The 17846-nt window shown below is 63.8% G+C and carries 16 protein-coding genes; 14 read left to right on the top strand and 2 right to left on the bottom strand.

The window, feature by feature from the left end; genetic code table 11:
• Positions 1-44: 44 nt before the first annotated feature.
• The 7 genes from uvrB (at position 45) to ACVNHC_RS09060 (ending at position 8490) form a co-directional block, all read left to right on the top strand.
• Positions 45-2966, top strand: coding sequence for an excinuclease ABC subunit UvrB (uvrB, locus tag ACVNHC_RS09030; RefSeq protein ID WP_457167041.1), 2922 nt, complete (start codon positions 45-47; stop codon positions 2964-2966).
• Entirely contained in the window at positions 2963-3304 is a 342-nt protein-coding gene (locus ACVNHC_RS09035) for a PAAR domain-containing protein (protein ID WP_186391151.1), read from the top strand. The genes uvrB and ACVNHC_RS09035 overlap by 4 nt, the downstream gene beginning before the upstream one ends.
• Before the next feature lie 707 nt (positions 3305-4011).
• Positions 4012-4590 (top strand): ABC transporter, encoded by a 579-nt coding sequence (locus tag ACVNHC_RS09040; RefSeq protein ID WP_457167042.1) that lies wholly within the window; start codon positions 4012-4014, stop codon positions 4588-4590.
• A gap of 210 nt (positions 4591-4800) precedes the next feature.
• Complete coding sequence (locus ACVNHC_RS09045) at positions 4801-5442, top strand: chalcone isomerase family protein (protein ID WP_457167043.1); 642 nt, start codon at positions 4801-4803, stop codon at positions 5440-5442.
• Positions 5442-6764 carry an MFS transporter gene (locus tag ACVNHC_RS09050; RefSeq protein ID WP_457167044.1) on the top strand — a complete coding sequence of 441 codons (1323 nt, stop codon included), beginning with the start codon at positions 5442-5444 and terminating at the stop codon, positions 6762-6764. The genes ACVNHC_RS09045 and ACVNHC_RS09050 overlap by 1 nt, the downstream gene beginning before the upstream one ends.
• Before the next feature lie 35 nt (positions 6765-6799).
• On the top strand, positions 6800-7153 hold the full coding sequence (locus ACVNHC_RS09055; protein WP_209004878.1) for a DUF6665 family protein: 354 nt from the start codon (positions 6800-6802) through the stop codon (positions 7151-7153).
• 338 nt (positions 7154-7491) lie between these two features.
• Positions 7492-8490 carry a DUF1402 family protein gene (locus ACVNHC_RS09060; RefSeq protein WP_457167045.1) on the top strand — a complete coding sequence of 333 codons (999 nt, stop codon included), beginning with the start codon at positions 7492-7494 and terminating at the stop codon, positions 8488-8490.
• 206 nt (positions 8491-8696) lie between these two features.
• Here ACVNHC_RS09060 and ACVNHC_RS09065 read toward each other — a convergent pair whose 3' ends face one another.
• Positions 8697-9371 (bottom strand): MBL fold metallo-hydrolase, encoded by a 675-nt coding sequence (locus tag ACVNHC_RS09065; protein ID WP_282097392.1) that lies wholly within the window; start codon positions 9369-9371, stop codon positions 8697-8699.
• Between the two features lie 454 nt (positions 9372-9825).
• Between ACVNHC_RS09065 and ACVNHC_RS09070 the strand changes: the two genes are divergently transcribed.
• The 5 genes from ACVNHC_RS09070 to ACVNHC_RS09090 all read left to right on the top strand — a co-directional run bounded on the left by ACVNHC_RS09070 (position 9826) and on the right by ACVNHC_RS09090 (position 13823).
• A complete protein-coding gene (locus tag ACVNHC_RS09070) occupies positions 9826-10668 on the top strand; it encodes a cold-shock protein (RefSeq protein WP_019963977.1) in 843 nt (280 codons plus the stop codon).
• 278 nt (positions 10669-10946) lie between these two features.
• The gene (locus ACVNHC_RS09075) at positions 10947-11795 is read left to right on the top strand and encodes a 23S rRNA (adenine(2030)-N(6))-methyltransferase RlmJ (RefSeq protein WP_050475022.1); all 849 of its coding nucleotides are present in this window, start codon (positions 10947-10949) and stop codon (positions 11793-11795) included.
• A 181-nt stretch (positions 11796-11976) separates the two neighbouring features.
• Positions 11977-12405, top strand: coding sequence for a hypothetical protein (locus ACVNHC_RS09080; protein ID WP_208982813.1), 429 nt, complete (start codon positions 11977-11979; stop codon positions 12403-12405).
• A 41-nt stretch (positions 12406-12446) separates the two neighbouring features.
• Positions 12447-13097, top strand: coding sequence for a ribonuclease T2 family protein (locus tag ACVNHC_RS09085; RefSeq protein WP_050475031.1), 651 nt, complete (start codon positions 12447-12449; stop codon positions 13095-13097).
• Positions 13098-13205: 108 nt separating this feature from the next.
• A complete protein-coding gene (locus tag ACVNHC_RS09090) occupies positions 13206-13823 on the top strand; it encodes a glutathione S-transferase family protein (RefSeq protein WP_050475021.1) in 618 nt (205 codons plus the stop codon).
• A gap of 79 nt (positions 13824-13902) precedes the next feature.
• Here the strand turns inward: ACVNHC_RS09090 and ACVNHC_RS09095 are convergent, their stop codons facing one another.
• Complete coding sequence (locus ACVNHC_RS09095; RefSeq protein ID WP_055454062.1) at positions 13903-14574, bottom strand: outer membrane protein; 672 nt, start codon at positions 14572-14574, stop codon at positions 13903-13905.
• 324 nt (positions 14575-14898) lie between these two features.
• On the opposite strand from ACVNHC_RS09095, the gene ACVNHC_RS09100 reads away from it, so the two are divergent.
• Both ACVNHC_RS09100 and uvrC read left to right on the top strand, forming a co-directional pair.
• On the top strand, positions 14899-15663 hold the full coding sequence (locus ACVNHC_RS09100; protein WP_050475019.1) for an SDR family oxidoreductase: 765 nt from the start codon (positions 14899-14901) through the stop codon (positions 15661-15663).
• Positions 15664-15784: 121 nt separating this feature from the next.
• Positions 15785-17830, top strand: coding sequence for an excinuclease ABC subunit UvrC (gene uvrC / locus ACVNHC_RS09105; protein ID WP_457167046.1), 2046 nt, complete (start codon positions 15785-15787; stop codon positions 17828-17830).
• Positions 17831-17846: the final 16 nt, after the last annotated feature.

Genomic DNA, 17846 nt, shown 5'->3' on the forward strand with positions numbered 1-17846 from the left:
ACACCCCCTTTCCCCGGCTGCGGTTTCGGCCCATATTGCACGGCATGAGCAAGAAGCCTGTCTCCCCCTCCACTCCGGAACCCTCAAGCCAGCCGGAAGGCTTTGGCGAAGCGCCTCAGGCGGCGTTTGAGGGAGCGCCTCTGCCATCCGTCAACCTGTCGGGATCGATTGCCGACTGGGCGGAAGAGATCGCGGGAGCGGCGGAGAAACTTCCGGCTGAACCACCCGCACCGGCGGCAGATGCGGCGCCACGCAAGGCTGCACGCGGCAAGGGCAAGGCGGAAACCGGCAGCCGCTCGTCGCGCGGCACCTCCATCGGCAAGGCGGAAAGCGCCAGAGAGCGGGCAGCGGGCGGTCTCAACCCGGTGGCCGGGCTCGATATCTCGCTGGAAGAGGCCGAGAAGCTCGAGCAGCACCTCAAGGAAAACAAAAAGAAGAAGGGCCGCAACGCCCTGCCGGAACTGTCCGGCAATCAGGGCGCCACGGCCACCGTACAGGCTCTGTCCGCGCTGATCGAAAGCGGCAATCCGCTGCACAAGAACGGCGAGCTGTGGGTGCCGCACCGGCCCGACCGGCCGGAGAAATCCGAAGGCGGCGTGCCGATCGTGCTGAAATCCGCCTATGAGCCCCGCGGCGACCAGCCCACGGCCATTGCGGAGCTGGTGTCCGGCCTTGAAAGCGGCGAGCAGACGCAGGTTCTGCTGGGCGTCACCGGCTCGGGCAAGACCTACACCATGGCGCAGGTCATCGCCCGCACCCAGCGCCCGGCACTGATCCTGGCACCAAACAAGACGCTGGCGGCGCAGCTTTACGGCGAGTTCAAGAGCTTCTTCCCGGACAATGCCGTCGAATATTTCGTGTCCTACTACGACTATTACCAGCCCGAGGCCTATGTGCCGCGGACGGACACCTACATCGAGAAGGAATCGTCGATCAACGAGCAGATCGACCGGATGCGCCACGCGGCCACCCGCGCCCTGATCGAGCGCGATGACGTGATCATCGTCGCCTCCGTCTCCTGCATCTACGGTATCGGCTCGGTCGAGACCTATACGGCCATGACCTTCGCGCTGGAGGTGGGCGAGCGCATCGACCAGCGCCAGCTGCTGGCCGATCTGGTGGCGCTGCAATACAAGCGCAATGACGCGGCCTTCCAGCGCGGCGCCTTCCGGGTGCGCGGCGACACGGTGGAACTGTTCCCGGCCCACCTTGAGGACCGGGCCTGGCGCATTACGCTGTTTGGCGACGAGGTGGAGTCGATCACCGAATTCGACCCGCTCACCGGCAAGAAGTCCGGCGAGATGAAGAGCGTCAAGATCTACGCCAACTCGCACTATGTGACGCCCAAGCCGACGCTGCAGCAGGCAACCCGCTCCATCAAGACCGAGCTGAAGCAGCGGCTGGAAGAGCTGCACGCCCACGGCCGCCTGCTGGAAGCGCAGCGGCTGGAACAGCGCACCATGTATGATCTGGAGATGCTGGAGGCCACCGGCTCCTGCGCCGGCATCGAGAACTATTCGCGCTATCTGACGGGCCGCAAGCCGGGCGAGCCGCCCCCGACCCTGTTCGAATACCTGCCGGACAACGCGCTGGTGTTCCTTGACGAAAGCCATGTCACCGTGCCGCAGATCGGCGCCATGTACCGGGGCGACTTCCGGCGCAAGGCGACGCTGGCGGAATACGGCTTCCGCCTGCCGTCCTGCATGGACAACCGGCCGCTGCGCTTCGAGGAATGGAACGCCATGCGGCCCCAGTCCATCGCCGTGTCGGCCACGCCCGGCAAGTGGGAGCTGGACGAATCCGGCGGCGTCTTCGCCGAGCAGGTGATCCGCCCCACCGGCCTGATCGACCCGCCGGTTCTGGTGCGCCCCGCTTCCTCGCAGGTGGACGACCTGCTGGGCGAGGTGCGCGAGACATCTGCCAAGGGTTACCGCACGCTGGTCACAACCCTGACCAAGCGCATGGCCGAGGATCTGACGGAATATCTGCACGAAAACGGCGTGCGGGTGCGCTACATGCACTCGGACATCGACACGCTGGAGCGCATCGAGATCATCCGTGACCTGCGCCTTGGCGCCTTCGACGTGCTGGTGGGCATCAACCTGCTGCGCGAAGGCCTCGACATTCCCGAATGCGCGCTGGTCGCCATTCTGGACGCGGACAAGGAAGGCTTCCTGCGCTCGGAAACCTCGCTGGTGCAGACCATCGGCCGCGCGGCGCGTAACGTGGATGGCAAGGTCATCCTCTATGCGGACAACATCACCGGCTCCATGGAGCGGGCGATGGCGGAAACCACCCGCCGCCGCGAGAAGCAGATCGCCTACAACACCGAGCACGGCATCACCCCGGAAAGCGTGAAGCGCTCCATCGGCGACATTCTGGAAAGCGTCTACGAGCAGGATCACGTCACCGTGGATGCGGGCTTTGCCGAGGACGGCAATCTGGTCGGGCACAATTTCAAGGCCCATCTGGAAAGCCTCGAAAAACAGATGCGCGAAGCCGCCGCCGATCTCGACTTCGAAACCGCCGCCCGGCTGCGCGACGAAATCCGCCGCCTGCAGGCAACCGAGCTTGCCCTCAGCAGCGATCCCTTGGCCCGCCAGTCCGATGTGGAAGAGCAAGGCGGCAGCTATCGGGGCGAACGGCTCTATGGCGCAGGCGGCACCAAGGAAGGCGCCAGCGGCAAGAAGAAGGAAACGGCGGCCGACCGCGCCCGGGCGGCCAAGTCCTCAAGCATGCCAGCGCCGAGCTCAAAGGTGCGCAAGAACTCGCTGGACGAAATGACCGTCGGCCGCACGGAAGTGCCGGCCCATGCAGGCCCGCTGCCGAAGAAGCCCGTCATCCAGGCAGAGGACGCTCCGCATCTCACCCCGCGCGGCAAGACCGGCATCGGCTCCTACGAAGACCCGGCAGACGAAAAACGACGCAAAGGCCGCTCCCGCAAGACAGGAAGGCCTGGACAGTGAAATCATTCGTCTTCCTCCTCGCTGCGGCCCTCGCCCTGCCCTCTCTCATCCCTGCCCCGGTTCTGGCGGCAGGGGCGGAGCTGCCGGCCTGTGCGGTGACGGGGGCACGGTCGGTGTTCATCAATGGGCGCCCGGCGCTGCGGCTGGCAGATGTGGCGGGATGCCCGGCGGGCATGTTCGAGACCGTGCCGGGGCTTTTCATTGAAGGGCAGCCCGCCGTGCGGCTGTCGGCGCCAAAGGAAGGCTGTATCGCCACCGGCTCATCCAACGTGATTGCGGGGGGCGGCATGGCACCAAGAGCGGGTGATGTGGCCTGCCCGCCTGCTCCGCAGCGCTAATCCCAACTTTCGATGCGCTCGACGCATCGGAAGTTGGTCAAGCCCGCGCGACGCTTGAGCAACTTCAAAGCGTGATGCGTCAGCATCGAAAGCCTTGGCATAAGCGCAGGCCGATGAAAAAGGAGCCGCCGAACGTGCTTCCTCTCTTTGTTGTCACGCAACTGCGGAGGCAAACCGGTTCCCGCTTTTGCTGGACTTGCTCCAGTTGACTTTGCGTTAGTTTTATTTAACCTTTAACGTCACAGTGCGGTGGCGCAGACATATCATGCCAGATCCGGCGAGATCCGGTTGCCCCTGAATTACCAGAAACCGGCCATTTCCGTGCGGCACGTGAGCATTTTCAAGACTTGACCGGCCGGTAGCAAGCAACCCGGCTTCACCATCATGCCTTGTGAGTGCTCCATCACTGCGCCAGCTGGTCCAGGCACTCAGGAAACGGGTTCAGCGAACTTGGTATAAGCACATCATCCGGTTACCTGGCCTTAAGCGGAACGGGACAAACTGCGCGAGCGATCTGGCGCCTGTGGGAGGGGGGCATGGTGAGGTGTCTGACCGGCAGAGCACGGAAGTGTTTCAGATACTCCGCCATCCTCGCGGCACTGATTGTGCCGCTGGCTTCGGGCCAAGCCGGTGCAGAGGCGAAACCGGCCTTGCGGCTGACCACACTGGAATGGCCGCCTCATGTTTTCGCAGATGGTTCCGGTCCCGTGGCAGATGCGGTCAGGCAGGCCTTCAGCCGGACCGGGCAGGCTGTGATCATAGAGGTTCACCCGTGGCACCGGGCGGTGTCGCTGGCGGCGGAGAACGAGGCCTATGCGGGCGTCTTTCCCGAATATTATTCGCTCAAGGCGGATGCAGAAGCGGACGGTCACCGCTGTCTTTTCTCGCAGCCTTTTGACAAAAGCCCACTGGGCTTGGCCGAGCACCGCAGCGGGCCCGTGACATGGGACAGGATCGGCGATCTCGCAGATCTGCGGATCGGCACGGTCCGCGGCTACAAAAATGAGGACATGTTTGATCTTCTGGTCGCAACGGGCAGAATCCACGCAGTTGAAGCCACCAGCGACGAGCAGAACCTGCGTAATCTCGTCGAGGGGAAAATTGCCGCCGCGGTGATCGATCTCAAGGTCTACGAGCACCTGACCGCCAACACGCAGGATCTGAAGGACGCAGCCGGAAACTTGCAGTTCAACAGCCGGCTCCTGGGAACCCCGGACTTCCATATCTGCTTTCAGAACTCCCCCGAGGGCCGCCGCGCGCGGGAGATCTTCGAGAAGGGCCTCTGATCCCGGCTCCCAAAGAGCTTGGCTCACCGGGAGTTGGTCAAGCCCATGCGGCGTCTATGTCTTTTCGAGCCGTCATGCCTCAACCCCGGCAGAGCCGGCATCACGCTCCCGTGAAACTCCACCTGCCCTCTTGTTCAAACAAGGAACAATCCGGCCCGCGCTGCATTGCGTAAAGGCCTGAAACGGAATGGCAGACAGGAGGATGAATTCATGACCATCACCCCGCCGCAAGATCAGCAGCCCGCCATCCGCGCCGCGCGTGCGCGCAGCATGTCCCACGCCATAGCAGGCGGCTTCACCGGTACCCAGTCGCGCCGTATCGTCATGGCCTTCGTCATGGGGCTGCTGCTGGCTTTGGCCGTCACGGCCATGCCCCGCACGGCAGCAGCCGACGCCGGTCCGGCCGCCCGGCTTGTCCCGTCCGCCGAACTCGTCGGCCAGGGCCGCATGACCTATTTCGGCTTCCGCGTCTTTGACGCAGAACTCTACGCCCCCCAGGGCCGCTATTCGCCGTCGAAACCCTTCGCCCTGAAGCTGACGTATCTGCGCAATTTCAAGGGCGCGGACATTGCCAAACGCTCCGTCGATGAAATGCGCCGTCAGGGCCTGCGGGACGAGGCCAAGCTGAAGCAATGGGGCGACCAGATGCGCGCCATCTTTCCGGATGTGGCACAGGGCGCTTCCATCACCGGCGTTCGCGATGCCTCCGGCAAGGCCATTTTCTACAAGGACGGCCGCCGGATCGGCACGATCAATGATGCCGAATTCTCCCGCCGCTTCTTTGCCATCTGGCTGGGCGACAACACGGCAAACCCGGGCCTGCAGGCCAGCCTGACCGGATCTGCCCGCTGATGAGTGCCCCTTTGCCCGCGGAAGCTTCCGCAGACCAGCGCAAGGGCAAAGGGGCTCTCTTCGCCTATGGCTTCATGGCGCTGCCCCTCGCCTTTGCCGGGCTGCCCGTCTATCTGCACGCCCCGGATTTCTATGCGGCCGCACTGGGCGTTCCGCTCGCCAGCCTCGGCACAGTGCTTCTGTTGTTGCGGCTGGTGGATGCAGTCCAGGATCCACTGATCGGCAGCCTCAGCGACCGCTTTTCCCATCTGCGCTGGCTGGTGCTGATGCTGGGCAGCCTGCTGCTGGGAGGGGGCTTCTTCATGGTGTTCACACCGCCCGCCGGGGAGGGAGCACTCGGCTGGTTCGCCCTGTCCATCCTGCTCTGCACCACCGGTTATTCCATTGTCGCCATCAACCTGCAGGCCCTCGGCGGGTTGTGGATCGCCGCCGAGCATGAGCGCACCCGTATCGCCGGATGGCGCGAGGCGCTGGGGCTGATCGGCCTGCTGCTGGCCTCCATTGCCCCAACGGTGCTGGATCAGGGCGCAGGCAAGGAAGCGGCATTCTCCCGGCTTGCCTGGCTCTATCTGCCGCTCCTGGCGCTTGCGCTGGTGCTGCTGCTGCGCTGGCTGCGCCATGCACCGCTGGCGCAGGAGGCCGCAGGCACCAGCCCTGCGTTCCGCTGGCAGGATGTGACGGGCGACCGGTGGCGGCGGAGCTTCTTCGCCATCTATCTGGCCAACACGTTCGCCAGCGCCATTCCGGCGGTTCTGGTCATTTTCTTCATCCGCGACCGGCTGGGCGCAGAAGGTCTCACAGGCTTGTTCCTGCTGGCCTATTTCCTTTCCGGTGCCGCATCCATGCTGCTGTGGCAGGTGCTGTCCCGGCACATGGGCAAGCTGCAGGCCTGGGCCGCCTCCATGGGCCTGAGCGTGCTCACCTTCGTCTGGGCCATCTTCATCGGCGAGGGTGATATCGCAGCCTACACGGCCATCTGCCTGCTCTCGGGCCTTGCGCTGGGGGCGGATCTGGCTCTGCCGGCCTCGATCCTTGCCGACCACATTGCCCGCAGCCGCAGCGAAGGGGCCGCCAGCCGTCTTTATGCCGTGATGGCGCTGTTCACCAAGGGCGCCTTGGCGCTGGCAACAGGCCTCACCCTGCCGGCGCTGGGCCTTGCAGGCTATCAGCCCGGTGCACCGCTGACGGCGCAGACGGCGCTTGCGCTCAGCATTGCCTATGCCGCGGTTCCCTGTCTGCTGAAACTGGCTACAATGGCATGGCTCTGGCGCAAGTCGGCCCTGCTGACCCACGGCGGAGCAACGGGCCACGCCCCCGCCTAGGCGCAGAGAATGACCCCACCGGGAGACAGGCCGCGATGAGCGTACGCCCGCCCAGCCAGTACAGGATGGAAGACAAGGACCCGCTCGCCGCCGCCCTTGCGCAAGAGGTGATGGCAGAGAAGGCCGGAACCCTCGCCCGCCTGACCCGCAAGCTGGATGAGGCTCTGGCCCGGCTCGAAGGTGCCGCCCGGCGTCTGGCCGAAGCCCCGGAGGACGAAAGGCTTCGATCGCGTCATCAGGACCGGCTGGAGGAGGCTGCCGAAGCACTCTGGCATGTGGTGATCCAGCGCGAGCTCTGCGGCCTGCGTCAGCACCGGGAGTTTCTGGACCTGATGCAGGTACCGGCACCGGTGCGCCTGCGCATGGGACCAAGGCCGGCGCGCCGCTGAAGACTGGCTCCGTCAAAGCTCCCATCTTCCGTCAAGGCCTTGCAGCGTCTCCGTTTTTCCCCAGACTGACGCAACGGCACACAAAGACGTGATATAAAACCGCAACACCTGCCAGAAACCTTGCCGCCAAAGCTCTGGATGATGCGGTATAAACGGCCGCAGACATTGATTCGGGCGCTGGCCTCGCGTATTGGTTCGCACGCCTGAGAGCACTGCATTGTGGACTGGAAACAACACATTTTCAGGTTCCACGGCTGTTCCGGTGAGTTTCCTTGTTTTGGACTTGTATCTTGCGGAGAGCCCCGTCTATTTCTCCCGGCGGGGGCCTGGAGTCAGGCATGAGCATGTTTAATGGATTGCGTCTGACGGGACGCAGTGTGAAATTTGCCGCGCGTCAGCTTGCAGCGGCAGGACTTTCGGCTTCGGTTCTCCTTGGTGCATTTGCCGAGGCTTCTGCTGCTCCGCGCAGCGTGCCTCCCGGCAACCGCAATGCGGAGCAGCCCGCAATACCCTTCGCCTCGGCCCGCCGCACGGCAGCCATGCGCTCGACCTATGACGCGAAGTTTGAGCGCGTTCTGGGCGTGCTGCGCCGTGACACGGCTCTGATTTCCGACATCAAGCGCGTTGCCGCCCGGTATGACATCGACCCGGTCCATATGATCGGCGCTATCGTTGGCGAACACACCTATAATTATGACAGTCTCGACAGCGCCCAGAGCTATTACGTCAAGGCCCTGTCCTATGCCGGTGTCAGCCTGAATTTCGCCCATGGCGGCGTCAACGTGACGGACTTCGTTCAGAAGCCGCAGTTCAGCGCCTGCAACACCGGCGCCACCCAGAACGACAGCAACAAGCTGTGGACCTGTTACGAACGGGTCTGGGACAGCGACTTCCGCGGCAAGAGCGTGGACGGCACGCGCTATCCCCGTACGAATTTCAACGAGACCTTTTTCCAGCCGCTCTTCTCGGGCCAGAGCTTCGGCCTCGGCCAGCTCAGCCCGCTCACGGTGTTGAAAATGACAGACCGGGTCGCCCGCCAGAGCCGGATGCAGCGCCTGACCGCCGACAATGCCCGCGATGTCTATCAGGCAACGATGGATCCGAACATCTCGCTGCATTACATGGCCGCGATCATCCAGGATGCGATCGAGGCCTACCGGATCGTCGGCGATGTGGACATTTCCAACAATCCCGGGATCACGGCAACTCTTTATAACCTTGGCGACTCCTGGAACCGGGCGGCCCAGTTCCGCCGCAGCGGCAACACCTGGCCCCAGGAAAACTATTACGGCTGGCTCGTGAACGAGAAACTCGAGAAGCTGAGATCGCTTCTGTGAACATGACAAAGGGGCCGAAAGGCACCTCAGACTGCTGACAAACCTGCTGCTTCTCCATCGTCATCCTCGGCCTTGTGCCGAGGATCTATAGAAATCGATGGCCTGTAGATGGCCGGGACAAGCCCGACCATGACGAAAGAGAAGAAAACCTGCTTTGTCATCAACCTCAGGGGCCTCGCGGCCCCTTCTTTCATATCTGGCTCATATCAGCGCAGGAACGGATTGGTCAGGCGCTCGTGACCGAAGGTGGACGGGTCGCCGTGTCCGGGCAGGAACGTGACGTCATCGCCCAGCGGCAGCAGCTTTTCCCGGATGGAGCGGATCAGCGTGGCATGATCGCCCCCCGGCAGATCGGTGCGGCCGACAGATCCGGCAAACAGCACATCCCCGGAAATGGCGAACTTCAGCTCCGCATTGAAGAACACCACGTGACCGGGCGCATGGCCGGGGCAATGCAGCACCTGGAACACCAGCCCGCCGATATCCACCGTGTCACCCTCGTCCAGCCATCGGGCCGGTTCGATCTTCCGGAACGGCGGCATGTTGAACTGCTGCGCCTGACCTTCCGAACGGTCGATCAGCATCTGATCCGCCAGATGCGGCCCCTCGATCGGAACCTTGAGCGCATCGGCAAGATCGGCAGCGCCGGCGATGTGATCAATGTGGCCATGCGTGATGAGGATGCGTTCCACCTCGACCTTGTAAGCTGCAACTGTCTCCAGAATGATCTCGACGTCACCGCCCGGATCCACCACCACGCCCTTCATGCTGCGCGGGTTCCAGATGAGGGAGCAATTCTGGCGGAAGGGCGTCACCGGGATCACGGCAATCTGCACGGGCGGCAGGCCATCCTGCATCGCATCACCGTCGGTTGAAGTCATTTCGGGCTCCTGAAAGCTGGCATCTGCAGTTTCAGTAGCCTGCAGCCCCTCCCCCCGCAAGCCGCAGATCAGATGGAAAGCCGGACGGCAGATCCCCGGATTGGCGGAACACAGCTTGAAATGCCTGATTGGAAGGCAGAAGGCAGCAGCTTTCCCGCAAATTGGGCAGCAAGAGCGCAGGTGCCCAAATCACGTTGCGGCATTTGTGACCTTTAGACCATCGTCCGGTAAGGATTCGCTTGCCGGGAGCCGTTTTTCACAGCTATGATAATTCTGCGGCGGATTGGATCGGGTTGCGGCAGCGTTGTTTCTTCCCAATACCATGTTGTTGGCAGTGGCAAGTCCGTTGGCCTTGCGGGGTCAGCAGGCTGCATGGAACGTCCGCACTTCGGTGCGGGAGAGATAGGAATGGGTCGGAGCCGTGAAGACGGCACGCAAATAGGGTGTTTCAGCAATGCACGATGGCGATTCGGACCGGCGTTCGCGCGGACGGCGCGGCGGCAAGCGTGAGTTCGGCGGTCCGCAGGACTTCGGCAGCGATTTCGGCGGCGGCGGCAGTGAATTCGGCGGTGGTGACTATAGCGCCCCCCGCCGTAGTGGCGGATTTGGTGGCGGTTACGGCGGTGGCGAGGAATACGCTTCTGCCGGCGGCGGCCGTGATGGCGGTGGCGGCTACGGCGGTGGACGCAGCGGCGGCGGTTACGGCGGTGGCCGTGAAGGCGGCGGTGGCGGTTACGGCGGCGGCCGTGAAGGCGGCGGCGGCTACGGCGGTGGACGCAGCGGCGGCGGCGGTTACGGCGGTGGCCGTGAAGGCGGCGGCGGTGGCTACGGCGGCGGACGCAGCGGCGGCGGCGGTTACGGCGGCGGCCGTGATGGCGGCGGCGGCGGCTACGGCGGCGGACGCAGCGGTGGCGGCGGTTATGGCGGCGGCGGCGGTGGCCGTGGCGGCTTCGGCGGCGGTGGTGACGGTGATGGCGGCCCGCGCCGTCCGCGTCCCGAGTTCGACGGTCCGGTCGAGCGCGGCCCGCGCCAGATGGGCACTGTGAAGTTCTTCAAGGCCGACAAGGGCTTTGGCTTCATCACCCCGGACAACGGCGACGCCGATGTCTTCGTCCACATCTCGGCTGTGGAGCGTTCGGGCTTCCAGGCTCTGGACAGCGGTCAGCGCGTCTCCTTCGAGACCGAGCCGGATCGCCGTGGCAAGGGCCCGAAGGCTGTGAACCTGCAGGCTCTGGAAGGTGAAGCCACCTCCAGCGAGCAGGACGGCCAGGACGACGATGCAGGCTACGACGACTGATCTGGCCTGATACCGGACCCATGGTCCGGTGAGATTGCGGTGGCCTTCCCCGGAGGGCCACCGTTTTTCTTTTCAGCGGCAGCCGCCTTGCTGTGCTCAGCCGATCCGGCACGGGCTGTTGAGACGCGCCGGAGACACCGAGCCGCGCCATGAAGCCGGCAGCGCCCCGCCTGTGCTCCTGTTCCGGACCCAGGAGCCGCGAAGCTCCCCTTGCCAGACACGCCTCTTCCCCATAAAGCCCATCTGAGCGCCGCATCTTTCGACATGAGGAACACCACATGAATTACCGGCACGCCTATCACGCCGGCAACATCGGCGATGTCCTCAAACATCTCGTTCTCGCCCGCTGCATCTCCTACATGCAGCGCAAGGACGCGGCGTTCCGCATCATCGACACCCATGCGGGCATTGGCGGCTATGATCTGCGCGCCGAAGAGACGCAGAAGACCGGCGAATGGCAGCAAGGCATCGCCAAGGTGCTGGCGGCTGACGTGCCCGCAAAGGCAGCACCCGTGCTGGCGGACTGGCTCGATGTGGTGAAGGGACTCAACCCGGGCACCGAACTCACCCAGTATCCCGGCTCCCCTGCCCTGGCCCGTGCCCTTATGCGCCCGCAGGACCGGCTGACGCTGACAGAGCTGCATCCCGCCGATTTCGAAACGCTCGCCGCCCGGTTTGAAGGCGACTGGCAGGTAAAGACCATCCATCTGGACGGCTGGCTGGCACTTGGCAGCTTCGTGCCGCCCAAGGAAAAGCGCGGCCTTGTGCTGATTGATCCGGCCTTCGAAGTCACCAACGAGTTCGAACTCATGGCGGACGGGATGATCAAGGCTTGGAAGCGCTGGCGCAGCGGCATGTATCTGGCCTGGTATCCGCTCAAGGACCGCAAGAGCGTGGAGCGCTTCCACCGGACGCTGGAAGAGGCGGAGCTGCGCGATGTGCTGGTCCTGGAGCTCAACGCCGGTTACAGCTCACCCGATCGTCCGATGAAGGGGTCAGGCATGACCATCATCAATCCGCCCTTTACGCTGGCGGAAGAGATGCGCAACACTCTGCCCTGGCTGGCAGAGGTTCTGGCGCAAGGGCCGGGGGCATCTGCCCGGATCTTCCAGCTTCTGGACGAATGATATCAAGACGTTGCCGGCTGGTGCGGGATGCCTTGCACTTGCTCCGCACCGGCTTGACCAGCGCTCCGTGGAGTTGGTTCACCAAGGGCGGGTATGAGAGACACCGCTTGACGGGGACGCAGGCTTCCCGCAAGGTTTCGCGGATTTTCTAGGCATGTTTTGCAAGGGAAGGTTCCGCGAAATGCGCGCATTTCTGAAGTCAGGTTCCATCGTACTGGCAGCCGCAGGCCTTGTTGCAGCGCTGGGCGTATCTTCCCCTGCGCTATCTGCCCCCGCGCCCGGCCGTCTCCCGGCCTGTGAGACGCCATCCGTCCTCAACGCCGCCATGGCCCGTATCGCCGCAGCAGACAAGGACTACAGGGACGGCATCACCATTCAAGCCATCGACCGCATTGCGCAGACCGCTTACCGCGAGCCCCTCGGCAGTCCTTTCGCCCAGCGCTATTGCTCCGGCCGCGCGGCCCTGTCCAATGGCACGCAGCAGACGGTCTACTTCCGTATCGTGGAAGACCGTGGCTTTCTCGGCCAGACCTGGGGTGTGCAGGCCTGTCTGCCCGGCCTCGACAAGTGGCATGTGCATGACGGCAAGTGCAAGGCAATCCGGCCCTGACCATCGATCATGAGACATCTCCGGCAAAGGCCTGCGCCTTGATGCGTCTGGCTTGTCTTGTGCTTGCCCTGTTGCCTGCACTGCTGCTGCCGTCCCCGGCTGCAGCACAGAACAGGGGCGCGCCCGAGCCCTTCGATTTCTATGTCCTCGCCCTGTCATGGTCACCCGCCTATTGCGAACTGAACCGGCAGCGCGCGGACCCGCAGCAATGCGGCAATGACAAGAATTACCGCTTCATCGTCCATGGCCTGTGGCCGCAGCGTGAACGGGGGTGGCCTGATTACTGTCCGCTGCCGCGTGACCTTCCGCCCTCCGCCGGTGACATCCGGTCCATGCTGGACATCATGCCGAGCCAGGGCCTCATCCAGCATCAGTGGCGCAAACATGGCACCTGCTCCGGCCTGCCGCCGTCAGACTATTTCTCCAAGACCCGCCAGGCCTTCGAAAAGATCCGCATTCCCGAAACCTTCACCCGTATGACACGCCGCGGCAGGATCAGTCCCGAAGGCGCCGAGGCCGCCTTTGCTGCGGTGAACCCGGGCCTCACCCGGGAAGGCATGGCCGTCTCCTGCAACCGCGGTATCCTGACAGAGTTGCGCATCTGCCTGACGAAGGACCTCGAGTTCCGGGCCTGCCCCTCCGTTGACCGCAGCGGCTGCCGTGCCTCCAGCCTCGACGTTCCGGCCCCCTGACAGGGACCTCCGCTGCGGAGTGTGGCAAGCAGAAGGCATGCACAGTGACCTTGCGCCTGCGCCAAGGGCATGCACAACTGACGTCCCCACAAAGGAGATTTCAGCCCGATGCTCATTCTGCGCTCCTCGCCTGCCTCCCCCTTCGGCCGCAAGTGCAAGATTGCCGCAAGCGTTCTCGGCATCTTCGACAAGATCGAGATACAGGCCACCGACACGACGAATCCGGCGGACACGATTCGCCTGCAGAACCCGCTCGGCAAGATCCCGGCGCTGATCCTGGAAGACGGCACCGTGCTCTATGACAGCCGCGTGATCGTTGAATATCTGGACTTTTTCGCCGGTGGCGGCCGCATCATCCCGGCAGGCGAAGGCCGGTTCGAGGTTCTGCGCCTGCAGGCGCTGGCCGACGGCATGCAGGATGCCAGCATCCTGCAGGTTTATGAAACCCGCTTCCGCGCGGAGGAAAAACGCTCGGCCGATTGGCTCAGCTATCAGGCGGAGAAAGTCTCCCGCGCCCTGTCCTCTCTGGAGGCTGCCCCTCCCGCTCCGGTCAAGGTGGCCAACGGGGTGGATGCCGGTCAGATCGCCCTTGCCTGCGCGCTCGGCTATCTGGACCTTCGCTTCGAGGGCGCCTGGCGCCAGCAGGCGCCGCATCTCGTCACCTGGCTGGACGGTTTCGAGGCGCATGTTCCGATGTTCGCAAAGACCCGGATCTTGCCTGCCTGACCTGTGAACAGCACCAGAAACAAAAGGCCCGGCGGAATGTCCGCCGGGCCTTTGTCTTGATCGTCCGGAATGGCCGGGATCAGAACTTGTAGCTCAGACCAACGCGGGTCACGTTGTCCTGCAGCTTCACGCGCTGGCTCACGCCACCAACGTCGAAGTTGTCACGGCCGTAGTCGGAGTGCAGATACTCGACGCGGGCAGTGATGTTGTTGGTCAGAGCGCCTTCAACACCGGCGCCGAGGACCCAACCGGTCTTCGTTTCATCGCGCTTGGTGCCGGCAACATTGGTTTCCATGTTGGCGATCGCCAGACCACCGGTGCTGTAGACCATCAGACGGTCGAACACGACACCGGCACGGGCGCGCAGCGAGCCGTTCCAGTTGGACGAGTTCTTGATCGAAACGCCATTGCCGGAGCTGCGCTTGTCAAGATCACGGTACTGGAAGTCAGCTTCAGCACCCGCCAGGAAGTTCGGCGTGATCTGGTAGTTGTAACCACCATGGATACCGATGGTCGGGCCATTGGTGCTGCTCTTGACGTTGCCCGTCAGAGCGGACGAATTCTTGAACTCGCCCCAAGCCCAGCCTGCGTTCGCACCGAAGTAGAAGCCGGACCAGTCAAAGCGAGCGTCCGAAACCGGAGCCTGATCATACATCACCGGTGCGGCCGGCGCAGGGAGGTCGGCAGCGAATGCCGGAGCCGCTGCGGCGAGCGCAACCAGGGACACACCAGCAACTGCGAGACTCTTCATGTTTTTGCTCCACGCAATACAGGTTCAAAGTCGAGGATCATACCTCATGGGCAAGACAGCCGATTGTCGTGGCGGCTATCCCCATCCTCACCCACATCGAGGTATGCCCCCCGTTTGTGTCGGAAAATTTGGCAGAATATGGAAAAATCGTGGCAAGCCCGGGGTTCTTTCGGGATGGTAAGCATCCGGTAAAATCACCCGGCAGAAGCTGCCCGCCGTTGCAAAATGCAAGAAATCCAGGGCAATGAGCGGTTCAGGAGAGTTGATCCGCGTTGAGCGATGCGCCGTATTCAAAGCATCAGACCGAAGAAGAGACAAGCACGAATGACACAGGCGGCCGGAACGGCACTCATCACCGGCGCATCCAGCCGCATTGGCGGAGCGATCGCCCGCGATCTGGCGGCGCATGGCTGGACAGTGCTCCTCCATGCCCACCATGGGTTGGAGCGGGCAGACGCCCTGAAGCAGTCGATCCTGTCAGGCGGCGGCACCGCACATGTCTTCCAGGCGGACCTGACCCGGCCGGATGAACTGGCTGGCCTGATTCCTGCGGCCACAAAGGCCGCCGGTCAGTTGGATCTTCTCATCAACAATGCCTCCATCTTCCAGCCCGACGAGGCCGGTGCTCTCGACCCGGCCCTTTTCGATGCGCATTTTGCCATTCACGTAAAAGCGCCGCTGTTCCTGACAGATGCCTTCGCCAGCGCCTTGCCTGCGCCGTCCGAGGGGCTGGTGGTCAACATCATCGACCAGCGCGTCTGGAAGACGACGCCGCGCTTTGTCAGCTACTCGCTCTCCAAGGCGGCCCTGTGGGAGCAGACCCGTATGATGGCGCAGGCCCTGGCGCCGCGCATCCGCGTCAACGCCATCGGCCCCGGCCCCAGCTTCCGCAATGAGCGCCAGACGGAAGAGGATTTCGCCCGCCAGCAGCGGGCCGTCCTGTTGCAGCATGGACCGGCCCCGGAAGAGTTTGGCGCCACCGTCCGTCATTTCTGGGCCATGCGCTCGATCACCGGCCAGATGCTGGCACTGGATGGCGGGCAGCATCTCGCCTGGGAAACGGCGGATGTGGTGGGCGTCGGGGAATAGACCTGCATTTTCCTCGCGCCGGGCGCCCCCATATTAGCGTCAGAGCACAAGCCGTCTAGAATGGCGCCACGTTGGAGCAGATTCGCCGGGCCTTTGTGCCCGGCCGAGGTATAGTGAAATCATGACATCCCGCCCGTCAGCCATGGACCGCCCGGAAGAGGCCGAGGAAACCGTTGAGGCCCCGGCTGCGCCGGAGGTGAGCTTCACGCCTGCCCAGGACGAGAACTCAAGCGGCAAGAAGGGCGTCGAGGTGATTGCCGATGTGGTGCGCCGCCTGCCCATGGGGCCGGGGGTCTACCGCATGCTGGATGAGAATGGCGACGTGCTCTATGTGGGCAAAGCCCGCAGCCTGAAGAAGCGTGTCACCAGCTACACCCGCCTGCAAGGCCAGTCGAACCGCATCATGCGCATGATCATGGCCACCGCCGCCATGGAATTCGTGCTCACCCGCACGGAAACCGAAGCCCTGCTGCTGGAAGCGAACCTGATCAAGCGCCTGCGGCCGCGTTTCAACGTGCTGCTGCGCGACGACAAGTCCTTCCCCTATATCCTGCTGACCGGCGACCATGCAGCGCCCGCCATCGTCAAGCATCGCGGTGCGCGGCGGCGCAAGGGCGATTATTTCGGCCCCTTTGCCTCGGCAGGCGCGGTCAACCGCACGATCAATGCGCTGCAGAAGGCCTTTCTCATCCGCAACTGCACGGACAGCTATTTCGAGAACCGCTCCCGCCCCTGCCTGCTGTTCCAGATCAAGCGCTGCGCCGGACCCTGCACCGGCGAGACCTCAAACGAGGATTACGCGCAGCTCGTGGCCGAGGCGCGCGGCTTTCTTTCCGGCCGCAGCCAGGCGGTGAAGAAGGAACTGGCCGCCCAGATGGAGGCAGCCTCCCAGCAGCTCGACTTCGAGCATGCCGCCGTCTACCGGGACCGGCTGGCGGCCCTGTCGCATGTGCAGTCGCATCAGGGCATCAACCCGCAGACCGTCGATGAGGCCGATGTGGTCGCCATCCATCAGGAAGGCGGGCAGACCTGTGTGCAGGTGTTCTTCTTCCGGACCGGCCAGAACTGGGGCAACCGCGCCTATTTCCCCAAGGCCGACAAGTCCATCGAGGAAGCCGCCATTTTGGAAAGCTTCCTTGCCCAGTTCTATGACGACAAGCCCGCCCCGCGCCTGATCCTGCTGTCGCATGAGATCGAGGAAATGGACCTGCTGTCGCAGGCTCTTTCCGAGAGAGCTGAACGAAAGGTGGAAATCGCCGTTCCCAAGCGCGGCGAGAAGAAGGAACTGGTGGACCACGCCCTCACCAACGCCCGCGAGGCGCTTGGCCGCCGGCTGGCGGAAACCTCCAGCCAGGGCCGCCTGCTGCAGGGCGTTGCGGAAGTCTTCGGCCTGCCCGCCGCCCCGCGCCGCATCGAGGTCTACGACAACTCGCACATCATGGGCACCAATGCGGTCGGCGGCATGATCGTTGCCGGGCCGGAAGGCTTCGCCAAGGGCCAGTACCGCAAGTTCAACATCAAGTCGCAGGACATCACCCCCGGCGATGACTACGGCATGATGCGCGAGGTGCTGACCCGCCGCTTCTCCCGCCTGTTGAAGGAACACGCCCGCACGCCGCTGGCCGCAGCCGATGCCCCTGTCCCCGAAAGCGCCGAAGAGACCAGCCTTGAGGAGGACGAGGAAGATGATGGCGTGCAGACCGGCAACGCCGACATGCCTGCATGGCCGGATCTCGTCTTCATCGACGGCGGGCAGGGCCAGCTCAATGCGGTGCGGGAGATGCTGACGGAGCTGGGTGTCACCGATGTGCCGCTGGTCGGCATCGCCAAGGGGCCGGACCGGGATGCAGGACGTGAGAAATTCTTCATGGAAGGCCGCCCGTCCTTCATGCTGCCGGAGCGCGATCCCGTGCTCTACTTCGTCCAGCGCCTGCGCGACGAGGCACACCGTTTTGCCATCGGCACCCACCGGGCCAAGCGCAAGAAGGACATTGCCCGCAATCCGCTGGATGACATTTCCGGCGTCGGCCCGGCCCGCAAGCGCGCCCTGCTGCGCCACTTCGGCACGGCAAAGGCCGTTTCAAAGGCGGGCATTGACGATCTGATGGCCGTGCCCGGCATTTCGGAATCGGTCGCAAAGCTGGTCTACGATCATTTTCACGAATGACCGTCTGTGCTAGGAC

This window comes from Pannonibacter sp. Q-1 (genome assembly GCF_054073275.1).